15 protein-coding genes, 2 tRNA genes and 1 pseudogene are annotated in these 22,933 nt (G+C 41.8%); 17 read left to right on the top strand and 1 reads right to left on the bottom strand.

The window, feature by feature from the left end; translation table 11 throughout:
• Nucleotides 1-130: 130 nt before the first annotated feature.
• From WDM69_RS07285 to rpoC, 13 genes and pseudogenes are all read left to right on the top strand, one after another.
• Nucleotides 131-888: pseudogene (locus WDM69_RS07285) on the top strand (IS5 family transposase).
• Between the two features lie 166 nt (nucleotides 889-1,054).
• Nucleotides 1,055-1,145: transfer RNA gene (locus WDM69_RS07280), tRNA-Ser, on the top strand.
• Nucleotides 1,146-1,483: 338 nt separating this feature from the next.
• Nucleotides 1,484-1,675, top strand: a complete 192-nt coding sequence (locus tag WDM69_RS07275) for a YqaE/Pmp3 family membrane protein (protein WP_078308325.1) — start codon at nucleotides 1,484-1,486, stop codon at nucleotides 1,673-1,675.
• Between the two features lie 317 nt (nucleotides 1,676-1,992).
• Nucleotides 1,993-3,183: an elongation factor Tu gene (tuf, locus tag WDM69_RS07270; RefSeq protein WP_338755227.1), complete on the top strand. Its 1,191-nt coding sequence runs from the start codon at nucleotides 1,993-1,995 to the stop codon at nucleotides 3,181-3,183.
• 231 nt (nucleotides 3,184-3,414) lie between these two features.
• Nucleotides 3,415-3,490 (top strand) — tRNA-Trp (locus WDM69_RS07265).
• A 45-nt stretch (nucleotides 3,491-3,535) separates the two neighbouring features.
• Nucleotides 3,536-3,997: a preprotein translocase subunit SecE gene (secE, locus tag WDM69_RS07260; protein ID WP_338755226.1), complete on the top strand. Its 462-nt coding sequence runs from the start codon at nucleotides 3,536-3,538 to the stop codon at nucleotides 3,995-3,997.
• 78 nt (nucleotides 3,998-4,075) lie between these two features.
• Nucleotides 4,076-4,606, top strand: a complete 531-nt coding sequence (gene nusG / locus WDM69_RS07255; RefSeq protein WP_078308112.1) for a transcription termination/antitermination protein NusG — start codon at nucleotides 4,076-4,078, stop codon at nucleotides 4,604-4,606.
• 57 nt (nucleotides 4,607-4,663) lie between these two features.
• On the top strand, nucleotides 4,664-5,095 hold the full coding sequence (gene rplK / locus WDM69_RS07250; RefSeq protein ID WP_078308111.1) for a 50S ribosomal protein L11: 432 nt from the start codon (nucleotides 4,664-4,666) through the stop codon (nucleotides 5,093-5,095).
• Nucleotides 5,096-5,797, top strand: a complete 702-nt coding sequence (gene rplA / locus WDM69_RS07245; protein ID WP_078308109.1) for a 50S ribosomal protein L1 — start codon at nucleotides 5,096-5,098, stop codon at nucleotides 5,795-5,797.
• A gap of 420 nt (nucleotides 5,798-6,217) precedes the next feature.
• Nucleotides 6,218-6,748: a 50S ribosomal protein L10 gene (gene rplJ, locus WDM69_RS07240; RefSeq protein WP_078308107.1), complete on the top strand. Its 531-nt coding sequence runs from the start codon at nucleotides 6,218-6,220 to the stop codon at nucleotides 6,746-6,748.
• Between the two features lie 69 nt (nucleotides 6,749-6,817).
• Nucleotides 6,818-7,201 carry a 50S ribosomal protein L7/L12 gene (rplL, locus tag WDM69_RS07235; protein ID WP_078308106.1) on the top strand — a complete coding sequence of 128 codons (384 nt, stop codon included), beginning with the start codon at nucleotides 6,818-6,820 and terminating at the stop codon, nucleotides 7,199-7,201.
• Nucleotides 7,202-7,829: 628 nt separating this feature from the next.
• A complete protein-coding gene (gene rpoB / locus WDM69_RS07230; RefSeq protein ID WP_078308103.1) occupies nucleotides 7,830-11,936 on the top strand; it encodes a DNA-directed RNA polymerase subunit beta in 4,107 nt (1,368 codons plus the stop codon).
• 270 nt (nucleotides 11,937-12,206) lie between these two features.
• Nucleotides 12,207-16,457, top strand: a complete 4,251-nt coding sequence (gene rpoC / locus WDM69_RS07225; RefSeq protein ID WP_078308101.1) for a DNA-directed RNA polymerase subunit beta' — start codon at nucleotides 12,207-12,209, stop codon at nucleotides 16,455-16,457.
• Between the two features lie 212 nt (nucleotides 16,458-16,669).
• Here the strand turns inward: rpoC and WDM69_RS07220 are convergent, their stop codons facing one another.
• Entirely contained in the window at nucleotides 16,670-19,498 is a 2,829-nt protein-coding gene (locus WDM69_RS07220) for a penicillin-binding protein 1A (protein WP_338755225.1), read from the bottom strand.
• Nucleotides 19,499-19,912: 414 nt separating this feature from the next.
• On the opposite strand from WDM69_RS07220, the gene WDM69_RS07215 reads away from it, so the two are divergent.
• From WDM69_RS07215 to WDM69_RS07200, 4 genes are read left to right on the top strand one after another with little or no spacing between them, the layout of a single operon-like run.
• Nucleotides 19,913-20,971 carry a pilus assembly protein PilM gene (locus WDM69_RS07215; RefSeq protein ID WP_205760127.1) on the top strand — a complete coding sequence of 353 codons (1,059 nt, stop codon included), beginning with the start codon at nucleotides 19,913-19,915 and terminating at the stop codon, nucleotides 20,969-20,971.
• The gene (locus WDM69_RS07210; RefSeq protein ID WP_078308096.1) at nucleotides 20,971-21,594 is read left to right on the top strand and encodes a PilN domain-containing protein; all 624 of its coding nucleotides are present in this window, start codon (nucleotides 20,971-20,973) and stop codon (nucleotides 21,592-21,594) included. The genes WDM69_RS07215 and WDM69_RS07210 overlap by 1 nt, the downstream gene beginning before the upstream one ends.
• Nucleotides 21,591-22,313 carry a type 4a pilus biogenesis protein PilO gene (locus WDM69_RS07205; RefSeq protein ID WP_338755224.1) on the top strand — a complete coding sequence of 241 codons (723 nt, stop codon included), beginning with the start codon at nucleotides 21,591-21,593 and terminating at the stop codon, nucleotides 22,311-22,313. The genes WDM69_RS07210 and WDM69_RS07205 overlap by 4 nt, the downstream gene beginning before the upstream one ends.
• A complete protein-coding gene (locus WDM69_RS07200; protein WP_338755223.1) occupies nucleotides 22,310-22,849 on the top strand; it encodes a pilus assembly protein PilP in 540 nt (179 codons plus the stop codon). Before WDM69_RS07205 ends, WDM69_RS07200 begins: the two co-directional genes overlap by 4 nt.
• Nucleotides 22,850-22,933 lie beyond the last annotated feature (84 nt).

Here is a 22,933-nt window from a genome sequence, read left to right as displayed (position 1 = left end):
AAGATATCAATTGCTGATATTGGAAGATGATTTATCTAGGGTGTGTTGAACATTGAGAAAGAAAATTTTGCCAAAAAAAATAGCGAGATAGTACACTTTAAGCTCTAACCCAAAAAGAGAACTACTCGCTATGACTAAGCCCAGACTCATGCTAAATGATAAGCAATACAAAAGACTTAAACCCATTCCACTTGAAATTGGATTGTATGACAAACCCAACTTACGAAAGACTGTAGAAGGTATATTGTATCGAATGCAAGTAGGCTTACCATGGCGAGACCTACCCAAATATTTTTAGAAACACAAGACAGTTTACAAAGCCTTCAACCGTTGGTCAGCCAATAACAAGCTCATTTTACTGTTTAACAAAGTAATAAACCAACCAGACATGGAATGGGTCTTTATTGATGGTAGCTACATCAAAGCCCATCAACATAGCAGTGGAGCAAACCCTAAAGACCAAGCGATTACTAAAAGTCGTGGGGGTAATACAACTAAAATACATTTAGCCGTTGATGCTCATGGCAATCCAATTACCTTTATCATCACTGATGGCACAACCCATGACATCAAAATGGCAAAAGACTTGGTAGATAAAGTTGATTTAACCAATGTTGTCATGCTAAGTGCTGATAAAGGCTATGATTCACAGGATTTTCGTGCGTATGTTGAAGAAAAAAAACGCATGCAAACATTCCACAAAAATCAAATAGTAAGCAATCCAATGACCACATGGATTGGTATTTATATAAGTTTCGGCATTTAGTCGAAAACGCTTTTTGCAAAATTAAAGATTATCGAGCGATTGCCACACGCTTTGATAAGCTAAAAAGAAACTTTGAAAATAATGTGGTTCTAGCCTTTGCTTATCAATGGCTTAAGATATGAATGTTCAACAGACCCTAATATTTACTGGAATTTACTAAGATTTACCCAAGCTGTTTGAGCAAGTTGTCCATACCATTTTTATTTTAGCCACAGGGAGATGGTTGCAAAATAATCAATAAAAGATGACAAATAGCAAAAATTCAGCTATAATATCTCGCTTAAAATCGGTGAAGTGGCTGAGTGGTTGAAAGCGCACGCCTGGAAAGTGTGTATACGTTAATAGCGTATCGAGGGTTCGAATCCCTCCTTCACCGCCAACCAAATTTTTTATGTCTTTCCACAATGCCTTAAAGCACCAACACCTCAAAGCTTTCTCTGCATGCGTTATGCGTTTTTTAACTGACCATGGGTCACTTTTCGCCCATCATCTTTAATTTAAATTTAGGTGGGTGGAGATGTCAGCGCTGACACCCTACTCAGTGCATTGCCGTCGCCATAATAGACAATCAATATAAATGATGCTAGTGTATGACCAATGGTGAAAACCAAATATCATGACCGTCATATCCATGTACTCAACAAGATACGCCAAAGATATTAACAGACGTTAGGTTTTGCTGGAGGGCATGGGTTAATTAATCAAAGGATGGGCAATATGCGTTTACTTATTTCATTAATTTTTCCTTGGCTGACATTTTTTACAATAGGTCGCCCAATAGCTGGCATCATTTGTCTGTTACTACAAGTGACCATTCTTGGATGGTTACCTGCAACAATTTGGGCCATATATGCTTTAGATCAATATAAAACAGATAAAAAAATTAAAAAAGCACTCATGCGAGAATAGAAACATATAGAAACATGATGCCTTAAACGCTAAAGTAACAGTAATCGCCACTGGTTAGATTGGTTTATTAAACAACTTTTTGTTTGGGACATCAGATGCTAGCGGTAGAAAGCCCCTTGCTAAAGCTAGAAGAATATGCCACCGTGTGATGGTCCTAGAATTTTCTTGATAAATGGTGTAGAATAATGCCACTTTTTGTTATAATAACGACCATATGCTACTTTAGATTGTGTACTATTTGAGTGGCAACATGTTTAGTAGCAACGTTATTTATTTATATTAACTCAACTTTTTTAATCACTTAAAGGACTCAATCCATGGCCAAAGAGAAATTTGAACGAAACAAACCCCACCTAAACGTAGGCACAATTGGGCACGTTGACCACGGCAAAACCACCCTAACAGCCGCCATCGCTACTGTTGCTGCTAAGCACCATGGAGGCGAAGCCAAAGACTACGCCGCCATCGACAACGCCCCTGAAGAAAAAGCCCGAGGCATCACCATCAACACCTCACACATCGAATACGACACCGCCAACCGCCACTACGCCCACGTCGACTGCCCAGGGCATGCCGACTACGTCAAAAACATGATTACCGGTGCCGCCCAAATGGACGGAGCCATCTTAGTCGTATCAGCCACCGATGGACCAATGCCCCAAACACGTGAGCACATCCTACTATCACGCCAAGTAGGCGTACCCTACATCATGGTATTCATGAACAAATGCGACATGGTAGATGACGAAGAACTCCTAGAACTGGTTGAAATGGAAGTACGTGAACTGCTCAGCGACTACGAATTTCCTGGTGACGACACCCCAATCATCAAAGGATCAGCCCTAGAAGCCCTAAATGGCAAAGACAGCAAATACGGCGAACCAGCCATCTTAGAACTACTAGAAACCCTAGACACCTACATACCAGAACCAGAAAGAGCCGTTGACAAAGACTTTCTAATGCCCATCGAAGACGTATTCTCAATCTCAGGGCGTGGCACAGTCGTCACAGGACGAGTTGAATCAGGCGTCATCAAAGTCGGCGAAGAAATCGAAATCGTCGGCATCAAACCCACCACCAAAACCACCTGCACAGGTGTTGAAATGTTCCGCAAACTACTGGACGAAGGACGAGCAGGCGAAAACTGTGGCGTACTTTTACGTGGCACCAAACGTGAAGAAGTACAACGTGGGCAAGTACTGGCCAAACCAGGCTCAATCACCCCCCACACCAAATTTGACGCTGAAGTCTACGTACTAAGCAAAGAAGAAGGTGGACGTCACACCCCATTTTTAAACGGCTACCGTCCACAATTCTACTTCCGTACCACCGACGTTACTGGAGCAATCACCCTACAAGAAGGCACTGAAATGGTCATGCCAGGCGACAACGTCGAAATGAGTGTTGAGCTAATCCACCCAATCGCCATGGACAAAGGATTACGCTTCGCCATTCGTGAAGGCGGTCGTACAGTAGGTGCTGGTGTAGTATCATCTGTAAAAGACTGATTCTGATAGACTTATTTTAAGAACAGACAATTCACAAAACAAAAATCCACAAAACAAAAAAAGAGTCACTTCGGTGGCTCTTTTTTGTGGTTTGTTATTAAGACAGTGATTGACAGTGGCTATAATGGTTATAAGGATGGCGGTTATTAGGGGAGTAACAGCGAACAATAAAATTTTGTGAAATGCTTGCAAAAAACAATTATTTGCGTATAATAATGCAATTCAAACCACAGGCGATTGGCTCAATTGGTAGAGCATCGGTCTCCAAAACCGAGGGTTGGGGGTTCGAGTCCCTCATCGCCTGCCATTATATTCTCTTCGATTGATTTTGATTCCTTAAAAAGGCGTATCTATGAGCAATCAACAAGACACACTTGATGAAAAGCTTGCTCATGCCAAACAGCTTCTTAATCGGAGGGTAAAATCCAATACTGCAGTTGAAGTGGCTAAGACCAGATCACCCATTGATTATGTGCTTTGGATAGTTGCAGCCATCTGTTTAATAGCAACAACATTTGTAAGGGAACGTTTACCAGGTTATTTGGCTGCTGCTAATGATTTGTGGGTACAAATAGCAATTATCGTTGGTTTGATTGTGGTTGCTTTAGTGTGTTTAGCCATGACTCACCAAGGTAAGGCGTTTAAGACTTTATTAGTGGATGCAGGTGTTGAGCTTAGACGAGTTACTTGGCCTAGTAAAAATGAAACTTTTCATTGGACTTGGGTTGTGATGGTGGCGATTGTTGTTTTTGGTTTTATTGTGTGGTTATTAGACACCATATTTAACCAACTGATTGGTTATTTTATTGGCTAAAATGTGTGGTTGGCTAAGTGCATTGGTCATTTGTCAACACATGATGATTTTAAAGACTTCTGACACAAGAGGCATGACATGCGTTGGTATATTATTCAAGCATTTTCAGGTTATGAAAAACAAGTCCAACGTGCGTTGAAAGAACGAGTACAACGTAGTGATTTCTCTGAGATGTTTGGCGATATTTTAGTGCCAACCGAAGAAGTCATCGAAATGAAAGATGGCAAAAAACGCAAAAGTGAGCGTAAGTTTTTTCCTGGTTATGTACTCATCGAAATGGAAATGAACGATGATACATGGCATATTGTCAATGAATGTCCAAATACCATGGGCTTTATTGGGGGTACACCAGAAAACCCTGCACCCATTACTCAAGTAGAAGCAGATAGAATATTAAACCGTCTGAAGCAAGGTGAACAAGCACCACGTCCTAAAACCATATTTGAGCCAGGTGAAGAGGTGCTGGTTATCGATGGTCCATTCACTGACTTTAAAGGCATGGTGGAAAAAGTTGATTACGAAAAATCCAAATTGCATTTGACTGTTAATGTTTTTAATCGACCAACTCAGGTCGAATTGGAATTTAGTAAGGTTGAAAAACTAAACTAAATAAATCAAACTCACTGGGGAGCCTAATTGGCGTTATTACCCATAAGGAGACAACTCATGGCAAAAAAGATTGATGGCTACATCAAACTACAAGTGCCTGCTGGTAAAGCAAACCCATCACCACCAATTGGTCCTGCATTGGGTCAAAAAGGGGTGAACATCATGGCATTTTGTAAAGAGTTCAATGCGGCAACTGCTAACATGGAACCAGGTTTGCCAATTCCAACTGAAATTACTGTGTTTAATGATAAATCATTCACATTTATCATGAAATCACCACCAGCGGCTTATCTGTTATTAAAAGCAGCTGGCATTCAAAAAGGTTCTGGTGTGCCTAACGCAACTAAAGTGGGTAGTGTCACTCGTGCACAGCTTGAAGATATTGTTAAAACCAAAGAAGCTGATTTAACTGCTGCTGGTTTGGAAGCGGCGGTACGTACCATTGCTGGTACAGCACGCTCTATGGGCATCACTGTGGAGGGTGTGTAAATGGCTAAATTAACCAAACGTCAAAAGCTTATTAAAGAGCGTGTGGATAACGATAAGTTATATAGCATTGAAGAAGCTGTCCAAATTCTTAACGATTTGCCACCTGCTAAATTTAAAGAGTCTATCGATATCGCCATTAATTTGGGGGTTGACCCACGTAAGTCTGACCAAGTGGTGCGTGGTGCGACTAACTTGCCAGCAGGCACAGGCAAAACTAAGCGTGTTGCTGTGTTCGCTCAAGGTGCTGCTGCCGATGCTGCCAAAGAGGCAGGTGCAGATGTGGTTGGTTTTGAAGATCTTGCTGAAAGCATTAAAGCAGGTAACTTAGATTTTGATGTTGTCATTGCTGCTCCAGATGCCATGCGTGTGGTTGGTCAGTTAGGCACCATTTTAGGTCCACGTGGCTTAATGCCAAACCCAAAAGTTGGCACGGTAACACCAGATGTGGCTGAGGCCGTGAAAAATACCAAATCAGGTCAAGCTCAGTATCGTGTTGATAAAGCGGGTATTATTCATGCCACCATTGGTCAAATTGGCTTTACAGCTCAACAAATCGAAGACAATGCCAAAGCGTTGCTATCAGATTTAAAGCGTGCCAAACCAGCCACGTCAAAAGGCATTTATATCAAAAAAATCACGCTATCTAGCACCATGGGTCCAGGCATCACCATCGACCCTGTGCCTTATCGTGTTGCAAAATAAATTATACTCATGATGTTGATTGGTGTTTAAAAAAGCCAATTGATTTTAAAAAGCCAATTGGCTTTAATAATTAATTATTGAATTTAGGTCAGCATGAAATATCATGCTGTCTAAGACCGTAGGTGGGTGTTGCCATGATGTGGCTAAGTTTAATTGCCAATATTTCCAGTACCCTTAATCAGATCAATGTGTGGTTTGGCCTACGCAGACGGTGACCTTATTAGTTATTTTTATTTATCCTGATGTTGTCGTTATGACAGTTATGACTTTATGACTTGTCGTTATGACAATGGTTGAATGAATTAAGTATGGCTAAAAGGACCGTATTGGGTGTCACAGACAAATCGTGTTTTTATGTTTGTCTGTGATTTGATATCAAGCCTTGTTTTTAATGGCAAGGTAAGATTAAGGAGTCAACTTATGGCATTAACGCTAGAACAGAAAAAACAAGTTGTGGCTGAAGTGTCTGAAGTGGCTGCTAATGCCTACTCAGCGGTTGCTGCTGAATATCATGGGATTGAAGTTGCGAAAATGACCGAATTACGCAATAAAGCTCGTGAAAAGGGTGTCGTTTTAAAAGTGGTGAAAAATTCACTGGCAAAACGTGCTTTTGAAGGCACCGCATTTGAGTGCATGTCAGACGGTCTAACCGGTCCTGTCATTTTGGCTTTTTCTATGGAAGATTTGGGTTCTGCTGCTAGAGTCGTGTTTGACTTTAACAAAGAAAACAAAGATGCCCTAAAAACCAAAATTGTATCGGTTGGCGGTGAAGCATATGGACCATCAGAGCTTGAGAGAATCTCTAAACTACCAACCAGAGACGAAGCTTTGGCAATTTTGATGGCCACTATGAAAGCACCAGTAACCAAGCTTGCTCAGACCATGAAAGAAGTTCCTGGCAAGTTTGTTCGTACCGTTGCCGCAGTCAAAGACGCAAAAGACGCTGCTTAATTTTTTTGAATTATGTATTTTTGTTTAACGTAATTCAATCATTTAACCTTTTTAATCGGAGTTACACTCATGTCACTATCTAGAGAAGATATATTAAACGCCATTGCTGAAATGTCTGTTATGGACATCGTTGAGCTTATCAAAGACATGGAAGATAAGTTTGGTGTTACCGCTGCTGCTGCTGCTGTTGCCGCAGGTCCTGCTGTTGCCGCTGATGCTGGTGCCGCTGCTGCTGAAGAAAAAGATGAATTTGACGTTGTTCTTGCTGGCTTTGGTGATAAGAAAGTTGGTGTTATTAAAGCAGTTCGTGAAGCCACTGGTCTTGGTCTTAAAGAAGCCAAAGAGTTGGTTGAAGGTGCTCCTGCACCCATCAAAGAAGGTGTTTCTAAAGCTGAAGCTGAAGAGCTTAAGAAAAAGCTTGAAGAAGCAGGTGCTACTGTCGAACTTAAATAATCGACATTTTTCTGGGCAAAAAAGGCCAGTGGTGCATTGCATTGCTGGTTTTTTTTTATTATAATTAACGACTTAACTTTGACCACTGGCACGCCTTAAGGGTATTTCTTGTCTTAATAACTTGTGTGCGTCGCATGTATTAAGCCAAGCTGTCTGTATTCATCATCTGATTTATTATGCTAACCATGCTAATTATGTAAAGTCGACAATAAAGTGTTTTTAGGCTTTTTAGTTTGTTTGCTTGTATGATATTTGATGTGTGTATCACAGCAGTTGAACAATGTGTTTTGAGCAATGTGTTTTTTGATGTGAATTCAATGTCATTGTTCTTGTTCATCTCTTTGCTGATTTGGTAAGATTTCACATAAGGATTTCCCATAACATATGTGCATACGCATATCGGCAGAACCATTGATTATTATTTGCTAGACACCCATCAGTGTTTGGCGTTTTGTTGTGCGTGTTTTTTGCCATTATTGGATTGGTTTTGCCATATTGATGCCATGATGGTATGGGTCAATGGTTGATGGTCAAATGACGTTCTGTTTTAATCTTCGATACTAGGTTTTAATCTTCGATACCAAGCTGATTGGTTTGGTTGTTCATTTATCTACTTTAAGGACTATGAATGGCATATTCTTATACTGAAAAAAAGCGTATCCGCAAAAGCTTTGCCCAATTGCCCAATGTCATGGATGTGCCGTACTTGCTCGCCATCCAAGTGGATTCTTATGAGCAGTTTTTGCAAGAGCATAAAAAGCCTAAAGGTCGCTCTAATACAGGTCTGCAAGCGGCTTTTTCATCTATTTTTCCTATCGAAAGCCATACTGGTAATGCTGAACTGCAGTTTGTTGAGTATTATTTAGGTGAGCCTGAGTTTGATGAGCGTGAGTGTATTTTGCGTGGTTCTACGTTTGCTGCTCCTTTGCGTGTTAAAATTCGTTTGGTCATTAAGGATAAAGACAGCAAAGATAAAAACAGTAAAGCTGCCATTAAAGATGTGCGTGAGCAAACTGTATTTATGGGTGAAATTCCTTTAATGACACAAAATGGTACGTTCATTATTAACGGTACTGAGCGTGTTATTGTGTCACAATTACACCGCTCGCCGGGTGTGTTCTTTGATCACGATAAAGGCAAATCACATTCTAGTGGTAAAGTGCTGTATAACGCTCGCATCATTCCTTATCGTGGTTCTTGGTTGGATTTTGAGTTTGATGCTAAAGATTTGGTGTTTGCTCGTATTGACCGCCGTCGTAAGTTGTTGGCATCGATTATTTTGCGTGCTATTGGCTTGGATACTGCTGAGATTTTAGATATTTTCTTTGACAGCATTCGTGTTTATAAAGGTGCTGAACAGTTTGAGATTGATTTGGTGGCAGATCGCTTGCGTGGTGAGATGGCACAGTTTGACATTGTCTCTGCTGATGGTGAGGTGTTGGTTGAGCAAGGCAAACGCATCAATGCGCGCCGTATTCGTCAAATTGAAGAGTCAGGTTTGACTAAGCTTGCTGTGCCTGATGAGTATTTGTATGAGCGTATTTTGGCACACGATATTGTTGTGAATGATGAAGTCATTGCTCGTGCCAATACGTTAATCAACCATGAGTTGTTGGTTAAGTTGTCTAATTATGATGTCAAAGAGTTTGGTATTTTATTTACCAATGATATTGACCATGGTACTTATATTGCTGATACGTTGCGTGCAGACAGCACTGGTAGCCGTGAAGAAGCGTTGATTGAGATTTATAAGGTCATGCGTCCGGGTGAGCCACCAACTTTAGATACGGCAGAAAAGCTGTTTGAAAGCATGTTCTTTAATCCTGATCGTTATGATTTGTCTAATGTTGGGCGTATGAAGTTCAATCGTCGTTTGGGTCGCACGTTCGAAGATACAGATGATGTTGATGTGCAGCGTGAACGCAGTGTGTTGAGCAAAGAAGACATCATTGATGTGCTAAAAGAGTTGATTGAAATTCGTAATGGGCGTGGTGTGGTTGATGACATTGACCATTTGGGTAACCGCCGTATTCGCTCCGTTGGTGAAATGGCAGAAAACCAGTTCCGTATTGGCTTGGTGCGTGTTGAACGTGCGGTTAAAGAGCGTTTGAGTTCAGCTGAGTCAGATAATTTATCACCACAAGATTTGATTAATTCCAAACCTGTGGCAGCAGCGGTTAAAGAGTTTTTTGGCTCTAGCCAGTTGTCACAGTTCATGGATCAAAATAATCCATTGTCTGAAATCACGCACAAACGTCGTGTGTCAGCTTTGGGTCCCGGTGGTTTGACTCGTGAGCGTGCAGGATTTGAAGTGCGTGATGTGCATCAAACGCATTATGGACGTGTTTGTCCTATTGAAACGCCAGAAGGCCCTAATATTGGTTTGATTAATTCATTGGCTGTTTTTGCGAAGACCAATTCGTTTGGTTTTTTAGAAACGCCTTATCGTCGTGTTGAAAACGGTAAGGTTACTGATGACATTATTTATATGTCTGCCATTGAAGAAGTGGGTACGGTGATTGCACAAGCCGATTCACCAATGAATGAAAAAGGTGAGCTGACTGATGAGATGGTTACTGTACGTAGTCATGGTGAGACGGTGCGTATGCCTCCAGAAAAAGTCACGCACATGGACGTATCTCCAAGCCAAGTGGTTTCGGTTGCAGCAAGTCTTATTCCATTTTTGGAGCATGATGATGCCAACCGTGCGTTGATGGGTTCAAACATGCAACGCCAAGCTGTGCCTACTTTACGTGCTGATAAGCCATTGGTTGGTACAGGCATGGAGCGTCATGTTGCTCGTGATTCGGGGGTGTGTGTCATTGCTAAGCGTGGTGGTGTCATTGAAGATGTGGATGCGTCTCGCATTGTGGTGCGTGTCAATGAAAATGAAATGAAAGCAGGTGAAGCAGGTATCGATATTTATAACCTGATTAAGTACACTCGTTCTAACCAAAATACCTGCATCAACCAACGCATCATTGTTAACCAAGGCGATGAAATTGCTCGTGGTGATATATTGGCAGATGGTCCATCAACAGATTTGGGTGAGTTGGCATTGGGGCAAAACATGCGTGTTGCTTTCATGCCGTGGAATGGCTATAACTTTGAAGACTCGATTTTGGTTTCTGAGCGTGTGGTGAAAGAAGACCGCTTTACCACCATTCACATTCAAGAGTTGACCTGTGTTGCACGTGATACCAAGCTGGGTACAGAAGAAATCACTGCCGATATTCCGAATGTGGGTGAAGCTGCGTTGTCAAACTTAGATGAAGCAGGCATCGTCTATATTGGTGCAGAAGTTGATGCAGGGGATATTTTGGTGGGTAAAGTCACACCAAAAGGTGAAACCCAATTGACGCCTGAAGAAAAATTGTTGCGTGCCATTTTTGGTGAAAAAGCTGCTGACGTGAAAGACACGTCATTGCGTGTGCCATCTTCATCAAAGGGTACGGTCATTGATGTGCAAGTCTTTACCCGTGATGGTGTTGAAAAAGACAGCCGAGCTCAAGCCATTGAAAAGGCACAACTTGATGGTTATCGTAAAGATTTAAAAGAAGAACTAAAAATCTTTGAGCAAGCCACTCGTGGTCGTATCATCAGCCTGCTTGACAAGCAAAAAGTCAGCGGTGGTGCTGGCTTAAAAGCTGGTACAGTATTGACTGCTGATGCCATGAGTGAAATGACATTAGACACCTTACTTGACATTCAACCTGTTGATGAAGAAGTGGCAGAACGGCTGACACAAACGGCTGAATTTCTTAGCGATAAGCAAAAGCAAATCGATGACCGCTTTGCAGAAAAGAAACGCAAACTAACCGCTGGTGATGATTTGGCCCATGGTGTGCAAAAGATTGTCAAAGTCTATTTGGCAGTCAAGCGTCGCATTCAGCCTGGTGATAAAATGGCAGGTCGTCATGGTAACAAAGGGGTCATCTCCCGCATCATGCCCATTGAAGACATGCCTTATGATGAACATGGTAATCCTGTTGACATTGTGCTAAATCCATTGGGCGTGCCTTCACGAATGAACATCGGTCAGGTACTTGAGACCCATCTGGGTATGGCAGCACATGGCTTGGGTGAGAAGATTGACCGCATGATGAAATCACAGGTGGCGGTCAAAGAGTTGCGAGAGTTTTTAGATAAAATTTACAACCAAGTTGGTGGTGAGCCTGTTGATTTGTCCAGTTTGAATGATGAAGAAATTGTGGCGATGTGCCATAATTTGCGTGAAGGTGTGCCGATGGGTACGGCGGTGTTTGATGGTGCTAAAGAGACGCAAATCAAAGCCCTACTTGAGTTGGCGGATTTATCAACCACAGGTCAGCAGGTGCTTTATGATGGGCGTACAGGACAGCAATTTGACCGCCCTGTAACCGTCGGTTATATGTACATGCTTAAGCTCAATCACTTGGTGGACGATAAGATGCACGCACGTTCAACAGGGTCATATTCATTGGTGACGCAACAACCATTGGGTGGTAAAGCACAATTTGGTGGTCAGCGTTTTGGTGAAATGGAAGTTTGGGCATTGGAAGCATATGGTGCAACTTATACTTTGCAAGAGATGCTGACAGTCAAATCAGATGACGTCGATGGGCGTACTCGCATGTACAAAAACATCGTTGATGGTGAGCAGTACATGGATCCTGGTATGCCAGAATCATTTAACGTATTAACCAAAGAGATTAAGTCTTTGGGTATTAATATTGAGTTGATTGATAAAAAATAATGGCTGAGCGTGTGGCATGTTTCTTCCTTTATTGAAGATAAATTCATGTTGCACGCTGTCATCACTCGTCCAGATTGTTCATTTTATCTTGTGTTGCCTTGATTTTTTATGATGAGATTTTTGTTGTGATATCAGCATTATTTATCTAAAAAACATTGTTTAAAAAATACTGTTTAAAAAACACTGTTTATTGAAAAGCATTGTTTATCCAAAAATATCGTCTACCCAAAAAACATCTGATGCAACCTTAAAAAATAACGGAGAAGCAGTTTGAAAGATTTACTCGATATTATGAAAAGCCCTGCCGATTTTGGCAGCCGTGAATTTGACAGCATTCAAATTTCTTTGGCATCACCAGACACCATCAGATCATGGTCGCATGGAGAAGTCAAAAAGCCTGAAACCATTAACTATCGTACTTTTAAGCCAGAAAGAGATGGTTTGTTTTGTGCCAAAATTTTTGGTCCTGTCAAAGATTACGAATGCTTATGTGGCAAGTATAAGCGTCGCAAATTCCAAGGGGTGATTTGTGAAAAATGTGGCGTTGAAGTGACCACTGCCAAAGTACGCCGTGATCGCATGGGTCATATCGAATTGGCAAGTCCTGTGGCACATATTTGGTTTTTAAAATCTTTGCCTAGCCGTATTGGTTTATTGCTTGATATTACCTTGCGTGATATTGAGCGTGTGTTGTATTTTGAAAGCTATATTGTTACTGATCCAGGTTTAACCAGCCTTGAAAAGTATCAACTGCTTGATGATGAAGATTATTATTCAGCATTAGAGCAGTTCGGCGATGAGTTTACTGCTAAGATGGGTGCAGAAGCGATTCAAGATTTATTAAAAGACATTGACTTAGACGCTGAAATTGACTTACTTCGTGAAGAGATTCCCAATACAGGGTCTGAAACCAAACTAAAAAAAATGTCCAAACGCTTAAAATTATTGGAGTCATTGCGTGATTCTAATAACAAGCCTGAATGGATGGTGATGGATGTTTTGCCTGTATTGCCACCAGATTTGCGTCCATTGGTGCCTCTTGAAGGTGGGCGTTTTGCAACATCAGATTTGAATGACTTGTATCGTCGTGTCATTAATCGTAATAATCGTCTAAAACGCTTACTTGAACTAAATGCTCCTGACATCATTGTTCGTAATGAAAAACGCATGTTACAAGAGTCAGTAGATGCCTTGCTTGATAATGGTCGTCGTGGTCGTGCCATTACTGGTAGCAATCGCCGTCCACTCAAATCATTGGCTGATATGATTAAAGGTAAGCAAGGTCGTTTCCGCCAAAACCTATTGGGCAAACGTGTTGATTATTCTGGTCGTTCAGTCATCGTGGTTGGTCCGACTCTGCGGTTACATCAATGTGGTCTGCCTAAAAAGATGGCATTGGAGTTGTTTAAGCCGTTCACTTATGCCAAATTATTGTCACACGGCATTGCTCATACCATTAAAGCTGCCAAAAAAATGGTCGAGCGAGAAGAGCCACAAGTATGGGATATGTTAGCGATGGTCATTCGTGAACACCCTGTACTGCTTAACCGTGCCCCAACCTTGCACCGTCTTGGTTTGCAAGCGTTTGAGCCTGTATTGATTGAAGGTAAAGCCATTCAGTTGCACCCATTGGTTTGTACTGCCTTTAATGCTGATTTTGATGGTGACCAAATGGCGGTGCATGTGCCATTGACTCTAGAAGCACAGCTTGAGTCACGAGCATTGATGATGTCAACCAATAACATTTTATCACCTGCCAATGGTGAACCCATCATCGTGCCATCACAAGACGTGGTATTGGGCTTGTACTACATCAGCCGTCGCTCTATCAATGCCAAAGGCGAAGGTATGGTGTTTGCTGATATGTCAGAAGCATTAAGAGCATTAGGCAGTGGTGTGTTGAGCGTCAATGCTCAAATTAAGGTGCGTATTACTGAGACTTTAATTGATGATGAAGGCAATCAGTCTAAAATCACCTCCTTAAAAGATACGGTTGCAGGACGTTTGTTGATTTGGAACATCATGCCAGAAGGCATGGCGTTTGAAGAATGTGATAAAGAGATGACCAAAAAGAACATCTCAAAACTGCTTAACTCTTGCTATCGTAAGATGGAAGTAAAAGACACTGTTTTGTTTGCTGACCAGCTGATGTATTTAGGTTTTGCTCAGGCAACTTTATCTGGGGTATCGATTGGTATGGAAGACATGGTCATTCCGCCGAGTAAAAAAGACATCATCGATGCTGCTGATGCTGAAGTGCGTGCCATTGAACAGCAGTTTGCAGAAGGGTTTGTGACCGCAGGTGAACGTTATAACAAAGTGGTGGATATCTGGTCTCGCACCAATGACAAAGTGGCCAATGCCATGATGGAAAACTTAGCAACTGATAGTGTGGTGAATGCTGACGGTGAAAAAGTTGAGCAAAAATCTTTTAACTCAATCTACATCATGTCTGATTCTGGCGCTCGTGGTAGTGCTGCCCAAATTCGTCAATTAGCTGGTATGCGTGGTCTGATGGCAAAACCTGATGGTTCTATCATTGAAACTCCGATTAAAGCAAACTTCCGTGAAGGTTTGACCGTTTTACAGTATTTTATTTCTACTCACGGTGCGCGTAAGGGGTTGGCAGACACCGCATTGAAAACTGCCAACTCTGGGTATTTGACTCGCCGTTTGGTGGACGTGGCACAAGATTTGGTGATTACCGAAAACAATTGTGGCACAGACAAAGGTGTGTTGATGACTCCACACATCGAAGGTGGTGAAGTTATCGAAAAATTGGGTGACCGAGTATTGGGTCGTGTTACTGCCAAAGAGGTGTTGACCGCAGAAGGTGAGACATTAATTGCCGCTGACACACTCATTGATGAACATTGGGTTGATGTGCTTGATAAAAATGGCATCGATGAAGTTCATGTTCGTTCGGTGATTACGTGTGATGCCAATCATGGTGTCTGTGCCATGTGCTATGGACGTGATTTGGCTCGTGGTCACTTGGTTAATATTGGTGAGTCTGTGGGTGTCATGGCGGCTCAATCCATCGGTGAGCCAGGCACTCAGTTGACCATGCGTACCTTCCACGTTGGTGGGGCGGCAAGCTCAGCTTCTGTGGATAACAGCGTGGTGGTTAGAAATGGTGGCACTGTTCGTTTCCATAACATGCGTTCGGTAGAGCATGCTGATGGGCATTTAGTGGTGGTATCACGTTCTGCTGAGATTGGGGTGGCAGATGAGTTGGGACGTGAGCGTGAACGTTATCGTTTGCCTTATGGGGCGAATGTTACGGTCAAAGACGAACAAAAAGTTGAAGCAGGTCAAACCATTGCCAAATGGGATCCGCACACCCACCCAATCATCACAGAGGTGACAGGTAAGGCTCGCTTTAGTGACATCATCGATGGCATGACCGCCACCGTTAAGATTGATGATGCCACAGGCATGAGTTCATTTGAAATTTTTGCCACCAAAGACCGTCCAAGCACCAGTAAGGACATGCGTCCATCCATTGTGCTTGAAACCAATGACGGCAAAGAGGTGGTGTATTTCCTACCTGCTGAAACGGTCATTCGTGTGTCAGAAGGCACTCAAGTAACCGCAGGTTCTGTGCTTGGTCGTGTGCCACAAGCCACTTCAGGTACTAAGGACATCACAGGCGGTTTGCCAAGGGTTGCTGACTTGTTTGAAGCTCGTAAGCCAAAAGAACATGCCATCATGGCAGAAATGACAGGGGTGGTTAGCTTTGGTAAAGAAACCAAAGGTAAAAACCGCTTTGTCATTACCAATGAAAATGGTGAAGAACACGAAGAGTTGATACCAAAATGGCGACAAATAAACGTATTCGAAGGACAGACGGTAGAGCGTGGTGAAATCATTGCTGATGGACCGATGAACCCACACGATATTTTACGTCTCAAAGGTGAGACTGCCCTTGCTAATTACATTGTTGATGAGGTACAAGAAGTTTATCGCTTACAAGGTGTGAAGATTAATGACAAACACATAGAGGTTATTATCCGTCAAATGCTCAGAAAAGTAGAAATCACTGATGGTGGCGACTCTAACTACTTTAAAGGCGACCAGGCGGAATATAATGACATCAAGGCAACCAATCAAAAACTGATTGCTCAAGACAAATTCCCTATACAATTTGAGCGTCAACTGCTTGGCATCACGAAAGCCAGCTTGGCAACAGAAAGCTTTATTTCAGCAGCATCTTTCCAAGAAACGACTCGAGTGTTAACCGCTGCTGCCGTTACAGGCAAAGTTGATGACTTACGTGGTTTGAAAGAAAACGTGGTGGTGGGACGCTTAATCCCTGCTGGGACAGGTCTTGCTTACCATCAGTCTCGTAAAGAGAATAAGTCCACCAGTAACGCAACTTTTTCTGTTCCAACAGCCACTGACATGGATGCCGCTTTAAATGCAGCGATGAACTCTGTGTCTAATAATCAAAACTTCAGCGAGTTTGATAAGGCGTTTGTTAAAGAGTTAAACGAAGACAATAATTCATCATTATCATGACGTGTGTTGTTGTTTTTGCTGTTTGGTTTTTACTGTTTAACTTATTATGTTATTGATTGTATGTTATTAATTGATATAAAGCTCAAATCAGAAGATTTGAGCTTTATTTTTTTTATCATGGTCATTGATGTGAAAAAGATGTCATTGATGTGAAAAAAAGAGTCAGTGGCTTAAATGGGCGATTAATAAATCAACCGTTTACTTGATTTAACTTACTGTGTTGGTTGTGTTGGATTAATTTGGGTTGGGTTAATGGCGGTATGATGGATTTTACTGGTTATGGTCTGTTTGTCTGGCTCTTTATTTGGTGTTTTGTCTGATTTTTTGTCTGGCGGTGGTTCATTAAGGTTATTGGGGTTATCAAAATTATCAACGCCATCAAGGTTAAGGCCAGCAAAATTATCAATGCCCTTAACGTCAGGTGGTGGTGATGAGCGCAACTCTTCTTTTGTCATTGGTAACTTGGATTCGTCCGTATCATTCATCGTCTCTTCTGCCACGCTATTAAGCGGTTTGTCCGTCAGCTCCATACTTTCTTGCTTATGTTCTCTGGATTTGGCTTGATTGTTTAATGAGACCCATTCATTGGGTGTGTCTTTGAGCTGTTTGCCCATAAATTCTATCCACACAGGTAAAGCAAGTACCCCCCCATAAGCACGGTTACCAAGCGTGGTGGGTTGGTCAAAACCAATCCAAACCACGGTAGTCATGGTAGGGTGAAAACCTGCAAACCACGCATCTTTAAAGTTATTGGTTGTGCCTGTTTTGCCAGCAATGTCTGAACGCCCAAGTGATTTTGCTTTGGTGGCTGTGCCACGTTGCACCACATCACGCAAAATATCTGCCATTTCATAAGACGCTCTGGGAGATAAAATGCGAGGTGCTTGTTCGGCTCGATTTAATAAAGGTTCAATGAAGTGAACTTTGTTAAAGGCATCAATCTTTGTGATGCGTTTGGCATCGGCTTGGTTATTTTTATTTTTATCATGATTTTCGGTCACAGTCGATTGTAATACTTTGGCACGTTGTTGATTAATTTTTTCTAAATTTTTATTATAGCAAATGGCACAGGCTTGTTTGGGATTGGCTTGATAAATTAATTGATTATCAAATGAATAAATTTGTTCAATAAAATATGGCTGAATGCGATGACCACCGTTGGCAAAAGTCGCATAAGCAGTGGTCATCTGTAAAGGGCTGGTTTCTCCTGCCCCCAGTGCCAAAGATAAGGTAGCGGGTAGTTTTTCTTTATCAAGACCAAATTGGTCAAGTAGGTTTAGGGCAGTGGGAGTGCCAACTGATTGTAACAGGCGAATGGACACCAGATTGCGTGAAAGATATAAGGCTTTTCTTAAAGGCATTATGCCATAATAACGACCATCTGAATTTTTTGGTTGCCAATCTCCCACTCGTAAAGGGCTGTCGGCTATCATGCTGTCAGGGTGATAACCTTTTTCGAGTGCGGCTGAATATACTAAGGGTTTGATGGTTGAACCAGGTTGTCGCCATGCACTGGTGGCACGGTTAAACTTACTGCCATAATAGTCAAAACCACCCACCAAGGCGATTAAAGCCCCATTGTCTGGATTGATAGACACCAAACTGCCTTGTACTTTAGGAACTTGTGCTAATCGCCAAGTGGCATGGGTTAAATCAGACTTCATGTCAGTCAGGGTGTTATCGCCATTCATTAAGTCTGTTTCTGTCCGTTCAGCATCATCATTGTCTTTAACACCATGGTCTTTAACATCATTGGCTGGTGTGTTTTGTTTATTGTTGTTTTTAAATGAAGGAATTACTCGGACAATATCCCCCATTTTTACCAAATCAGTTGCTCGATTGGGATAACGCCCTTTTTGATTGGCATTTAAATATTTTTGAGCCCGACTCATGCCAGACCAAGGTACATTGATTATCTCACCATTGATGAGTTTGGCATCAAAGTTACGATAATTGATTTTGACCACTTCAGCAGGATACATGCCACCAACCACATTGTATTTAGACAGTGGTTTGTCAGCCACATTGCCTTCAGAACCACGATACCCATGAGCTTTATCATAAGCAAGTAAGCTTTTACGTATGGCATTATCGGCATCTTTTTGTATGTTGCTATCAACGGTCAGTCGAACCTTCCACCCACTGTTCATCACCTGATTGCCATATTTACTAACCAAAGCAAAGCGGGCCATTTCTGCCAAGTATGGCATGTCACCATCAAGTGGTAATTCATACATATTAAGAGCAATTGGTTCTTGAATGGCGGCATCGTGCTGGGCTTTATTGATGTAGCCAAGTGTCAACATGCGCCCAATAATCCAATTACGCCGTATCAAGGCACGTTCAGGGTTGGCAACAGGATTGTATCTTGATGGTGCTTTGGGCAAACCTGCAATCATCGCTGTTTGAGCAATGCTCAGTTCATCAAGAGATTTGTCATAATAACGGCGAGCCGCTGCTTGAATGCCATAGGCACCTTCACCAAGATAAATTTTATTGACATATAAAGTCAAAATCTCTTTTTTGCTAAGCTCTTGCTCTAGCTTTCTGGATAAAAATAACTCAGTTAATTTACGAGTAAAGGTACGCTCAGAACTTAAAAAATAGTTCTTAGCCACCTGCATGGTGATGGTTGAACCCCCTGTTTGTGAGTCATCATCTGTAAATATTTCGGTAACCGCCCGCCCAAGCCCCTTAACACTGATGCCAGAATGTTGCATGAAGGAATCATCTTCTGCTGCCATAAAGGCTTGTATCATCTGTTTGGGCATGTCTTCAAAGGCAATGGGTAATGACATGTCATTGCCAAATTTACCAATCAGCTTACCATCGTGGCTATAAATTTCTAAAGGCATGGATAGCTGGGCAGTTTGAATCTCTGTGACACTGGGCAAACTTGGCTCAATGTACATCGCCATGCCATAAAAACCAATGGGTATGGCAAGCACCAATACCAAAATAAGTGCAAGTACTGCCAAAAACAGTTTTATTAGAACAATCAACAACTTGGAAACAAAGGCTATGGCAGAAGAATTGGACATAGATATCAATTATGACAGTTAAATGACGATTTGTTAGCACTGCCATCATACATGACGTGTACAAATGACAAATAATGAAAAAAAGTTAGGGGTTGGGCTAGTAAAAATGGTCATAAGTTGCGATACTATACCATAAATTAGCCCCCTTGCATGGGCAAAAAAATGATTCAACCATTCAAGGCGACTGACACGTTAATAAACATAAGGATAAAGGCGTTTTTTGTATGGACATGAACATACAGACAATTTTACTGATGAAAACGGTTATTTTTCCTTTTGTCCTATAAATGTGTAAAACTTGTCAAAAAAAATGATGAATAAACTTGAATATCACCTTTAAGTAACGTATTGTTATGCTTTATTACCACATGTATCAAATTACCACATGTATCAAAATGACAGATAAAGGAACATATTGTGGGACTACTTCAAAAGAAAAGTCGACAGTTAGTGGGTGTTGACATAAGTGCCACTTCTGTAAAAGTTGTGCAACTTGAACGTCAGCAACGCATGTTTAAGTTAGTGGCGTACGCAATTGAGACATTACCCCCAGGCTTGGTCGTTGATAAAAATATTGTTGATGTCGAAGCGGTGGGTGAAATTGTCGAAAAAGCACGATTGCGGTCAGGTGCGACCAGTAATATGGCGGCAACGGCTGTCTCAGGTTCGGCAGTAATCACAAAAATCATTGACATGCCAGCAGGTCTTAATGACATCGAAAGAGAAGCCCAAATTCGTTTAGATGCTGACCAGTACATTCCTTATGCGTTATCAGAAGTCAACTTAGACTTTGAGGTCTTAGGACCATCGCCCATAGACCCAAGCCAAGTTCAGGTGCTGTTAGCAGCGTCTCGTTCTGAGAATGTTGAGCAACGAGTAGATACGTTGGCGATTGGTGGACTTAGCACTAAGGTAATGGACATTGAGTCTTATGCCATTGAGCGTGCCTATGGTCTGATGGTAGACAGTTTACCAGCACAGTCTGAATTGGTGGCATTAGTGGACATAGGTCACACTCAGACCACACTTTATATTGCTGATAAAGGTCAATTTGTCTATAGTCGTGAGCAATTATTTGGTGGAGGACAGCTGACAGAAACCATTCAAAATCGCTATGGCCTAAGTTTTGAAGAGGCGAGTATTTATAAGCGTGAACAGACCTTACCTGATGATTATTACAGTGAGGTGTTATCACCGTTTATGGATAATATCGTACAACAAGTTACCCGTTCATTGCAGTTTTATTATTCTTCTAGCCAATACAACAATGTTGACCATATTGTCCTTTGTGGAGGCAGTTCGGTGATTCCAGGGCTGGCAGGTCTGATAGAGCAACGCCTAGGCATCAAGGTGACTTTGGCAAATCCTTTCATCAATATGACCCTTGGTAGCCGTATAGACGGTGGCCAATTAACGACAGACGCTCCGGGGCTGATGGCGGCCTGCGGCTTGGCATTAAGGAGCTTTGACTGATGGCACGCATTAACTTATTACCTTGGCGTGAAGAGGCCCGAGAAAGAAAAAATAAAGAGTTCATTACTCAGGTAGTGTTAATATTTTTATTATCTGCTGCTGTTGCCTTGGCTGTCTGGTACTATTTTGATAATCAGCTGACCGAACAACAGCGAGCCAATGATTTGGTTTCACAAGAAAATCAGCGTCTTGATGGGGTGTTGACTGAAATTGAGACGTTAGAACAACGTCGAGAAGATATCATCTCTCGCATGAAAGTCATTCAAGATTTGCAAGGTACTCGACCTATTCCAGTGCGAGTTTGGGATGATTTGGCTCGTGCCATGCCAGAAGCTTTGTATCTCACCAGCTTAAAACGAGAAGGTAATCTGATTACCTTAAATGGTCGAGCAGACAACCCTAATGTGGTCTCAAATCTTATTCGCAATTTAGACAACAGTGACTGGATGACTGCATCGGCGGTAAGATCGATTACCAAAGACATTCCAAATAACTCCGCTGAAATCATCACACCAGAGCAACAATATGTTACCTTTGAAGTGACAACAACTGTAGTCATACAAGCTGCTAAACCAGATGAAGAACAAGTAACAGAGGATTCACCAGCAGAGGTGACACCATGATGAATTTACGTAAGCCAAAAAAAACATCTAACAACACACCAAAACCTGATAAAGAATCGTTCGACTTTAATGAATTTAGACATAGTTTTGAATCATTAGATACGCAAAATTATGGCACATGGCCATTACCTGTTAAGCTAACGGTGTTTGTTTTTATTGTACTATTAATTGGTGCATTGACATGGGCGTTGCCTGTCAGTAGCAAAATAGATGCCATCAAAGCAGCAGAAAGCGAGCGAGCAACGTTATTAGACACCTATCGTGAAAAAGAATCAAAAGCTCGTCATCTACAAGAGTATAAAGATCAAATCGCTCAGATGGAAACAGAGTTTACCGCCTTATTGGATCAACTGCCAAAAGACACTCGTGTGTCAGAGTTGGTTGAGGGCATCAACATGACAGGTGTTGGCAGTAATATTCGTTTTACTGACATTAAAGTTGAGCCAGAAATCGAACAAGAATTTTTTATCGAACAACCCATCAGTATCAATGCTTTGGGTGGATATCATGAGTTTGGCAACTTTGTTAGTGGTTTGGCAGCTCTGCCTCGTATCATTACTGTGCATGATTTTACAGTAACACCTCGTAGTGAAACGCCCATAGGTCAAAATATCATGGAGAAAATACCAGAGCTTAATCTGTTATTACAAACAAAGACTTATCGATCAAAAGAAGTGGTAGATATCGATGATGGCACAACAATGGAGGCAGCCCAATGATGAACACATCTAATCATTCAGCATTCAAGCTGATGTTGTTGGCATCAGTGATGGTCTTAAATGGTTGTGGTGATCGTGTGGCAATAGCAGATCAAGCAATGGTAGACATTCGCAATCAGCCAGCCCAGCCCGTCGAACCACCACCACAGCCGCAAATCATTGAGGACTTTATTTATAGTTCCAATTCACTAAGAAGCCCATTTATACCACCTGGTTTGATGAATATGCAAAGTGTGCCTTTAACTAATACAGGAGTTCGTCCTGATTTAAACCGAGAAAAAGAATCTCTAGAAGCGTTTGAGTTATCACAATTGGTATTTAGAGGCATGGTGGTATCACCAGAGGGTGAGCAACATGGCTTAGTACAACGTCCAGATGGCTCCATTACCAGTGTGAAAGTGGGTAACCATATGGGGCTAAATGATGGAAGAGTTGTTGAGATAACCCCGACACAGATTAACTTAATTGAAATTGTGCCAGACAGTCGAGCTGGGTTTATTGAACAACCACAGTCACTGGTATCACCTATCAGTTAAATGGCATTTTTTTTGAGGATATTTTTATGAAATGGGATAACAAATCACAACCATCTTATTGCAGTAAACTTAAGTGGGTTTCCA

This window comes from Lwoffella lincolnii (assembly GCF_037201985.1).
GTDB lineage: Bacteria > Pseudomonadota > Gammaproteobacteria > Pseudomonadales > Moraxellaceae > Psychrobacter > Psychrobacter lincolnii.
This window is presented reverse-complemented; position numbering and strand designations above follow the sequence as displayed.

Coding starts and splice junctions, on each gene's coding strand:
- WDM69_RS07275 (WP_078308325.1), top strand. CDS start 1,484: ATGCGTTTACTTATTTCATTAATTTTTCCTTGGCTGACATTTTTTACA.
- tuf (WP_338755227.1), top strand. CDS start 1,993: ATGGCCAAAGAGAAATTTGAACGAAACAAACCCCACCTAAACGTAGGC.
- secE (WP_338755226.1), top strand. CDS start 3,536: ATGAGCAATCAACAAGACACACTTGATGAAAAGCTTGCTCATGCCAAA.
- nusG (WP_078308112.1), top strand. CDS start 4,076: ATGCGTTGGTATATTATTCAAGCATTTTCAGGTTATGAAAAACAAGTC.
- rplK (WP_078308111.1), top strand. CDS start 4,664: ATGGCAAAAAAGATTGATGGCTACATCAAACTACAAGTGCCTGCTGGT.
- rplA (WP_078308109.1), top strand. CDS start 5,096: ATGGCTAAATTAACCAAACGTCAAAAGCTTATTAAAGAGCGTGTGGAT.
- rplJ (WP_078308107.1), top strand. CDS start 6,218: ATGGCATTAACGCTAGAACAGAAAAAACAAGTTGTGGCTGAAGTGTCT.
- rplL (WP_078308106.1), top strand. CDS start 6,818: ATGTCACTATCTAGAGAAGATATATTAAACGCCATTGCTGAAATGTCT.
- rpoB (WP_078308103.1), top strand. CDS start 7,830: ATGGCATATTCTTATACTGAAAAAAAGCGTATCCGCAAAAGCTTTGCC.
- WDM69_RS07220 (WP_338755225.1), bottom strand. CDS start 19,498: ATGTCCAATTCTTCTGCCATAGCCTTTGTTTCCAAGTTGTTGATTGTT.
- WDM69_RS07210 (WP_078308096.1), top strand. CDS start 20,971: ATGGCACGCATTAACTTATTACCTTGGCGTGAAGAGGCCCGAGAAAGA.
- WDM69_RS07205 (WP_338755224.1), top strand. CDS start 21,591: ATGATGAATTTACGTAAGCCAAAAAAAACATCTAACAACACACCAAAA.
- WDM69_RS07200 (WP_338755223.1), top strand. CDS start 22,310: ATGATGAACACATCTAATCATTCAGCATTCAAGCTGATGTTGTTGGCA.